1 protein-coding gene is annotated in these 1,624 nt (G+C 35.8%); it reads left to right on the top strand.

What is annotated here, in order from left to right:
- A partial coding sequence (locus tag NE257_RS11465) for a SpaA isopeptide-forming pilin-related protein (protein WP_251886525.1) occupies positions 1 to 1,405 on the top strand: 1,405 nt, incomplete at its 5' end.
- Positions 1,406 to 1,624: the final 219 nt, after the last annotated feature.

Here is a 1,624-nt window from a genome sequence, read left to right as displayed (position 1 = left end):
AGCCCCAGCTGGCTATGAGTTTGAAAGCAACAAAGAATACAACTTTACGGTTGAATTACAAACGACGGCCAAAGTGGCAACTGTCTCTGCGACAAATACCCAAAAGACGGGCTCAGTAAAATTAAGTAAAACCGATAGTGATACTGGCAAGGCGTTAGCAGGTGCAACGTTTAGCATCTTTAAGAAAGATGGTACTGTTGTAGCAAAAGATTTGGTGACAGAAGCTAATAGTGAATTGAATTATAGTGGTCTAAAACCAGGCGACTATTACTTTAAAGAAACAGCAGCCCCAGCGGGTTATGAATTTGACAAAGATAAGAAATACGACTTCACCGTTGAATTACAAACAGAAACGAAAGTCGCAACGGTTTCCGCAACCAATGCACAAAAAACTGGTTCTGTTGAATTAATCAAATTGGATAGCGATACGAATAAAGTATTGGTGGGCGCTACCTTTACGTTATATGATGCCAAGGATAAAGCTATCAAAGAAGGATTAGTAACAGATAAAAAAGGGAAGATTTCTGTTGATAATTTGAAACCAGGAAGCTATTACTTCAAAGAAACAGCAGCCCCAGATGGCTATGATTTTGATAGTACTACTAAATATCCGGTAATTTTAGGATTGCAAGTTGATAACAAACCAACACCAGGTACGGTTGTGGTAGGTAATGCACAAACGAGTGGATCAATTCAATTAGTGAAATTGGATAGTGACACGGAAAAACCATTACCAGGTGCAACGTTCGATTTGTATAATGCAGAGAATGAAAAAATCAAATCTTCATTAACAACTGATGATAATGGTACGATTACAGTTAAAAACTTAAAACCAGGAAGTTACTATTTTGTGGAAACAGCAGCGCCAGCCGGTTATGAATTTGATAAAGATGCGAAATATGTTGCAAACTTACCATTGCAAACGACAGAAAATAAACAAGCTGTAAAAGTAACAGCTGAAAATGCCCAAAAGACAGGTTCAGTAGTTTTAACGAAGACGGATAGTGATACGGATAAAGTCTTAGCAGGTGCAACCTTTGAGTTATTTAAAGCAGATGGCACAGTTGTAGCAAAAGTTTTGAAGACAAATACTAAAGGACAAATCACCTATGAAGGTTTGAAACCAGGAAGCTATTACTTCAAAGAAACAATTGCTCCAGCAGGCTATCAATTAGATAAAGATAAAAAATATAGCTTTACTGTTGAATTACAAACAACAAACAAAGTTGCAAATGTATCGGTAATCAATACAAAAATTCCTGCAAAACCAATCAACAATCAACCAAATAATGGCCATAAATTACCAAATACTGGTCAAAAAACGGCTACATGGATGACGCTTCTCGGTGTATTCTTAATCGTAGTTGTCGCAGAAATTTGGGTGGTTAAGAGAAAAATCAACTAGTCCAAATTACTATTGGTTATAGTTGCAAAATGAAGTAAGTGAACAACTAAAACTAATTATCAAGATGACTTATTTTAATAGAAACAATGTATTAAAGTGATAAATAATATAAAAAAGATATTAGAAAAGATAACATTTTGAACTGTTTCCCCACAACGACAGACCGTGAGGCTAACCTTTTTGGCTCTTTGTCAATTGCTGTTGTTTTGCTCAAATCGT

Source organism: Enterococcus italicus (genome assembly GCF_023743875.1).
Lineage (GTDB): Bacteria > Bacillota > Bacilli > Lactobacillales > Enterococcaceae > Enterococcus_G > Enterococcus_G italicus.
The sequence above is the reverse complement of the archived record's forward strand: the minus strand, read 5'-3'. Positions and strand labels throughout refer to the sequence as shown.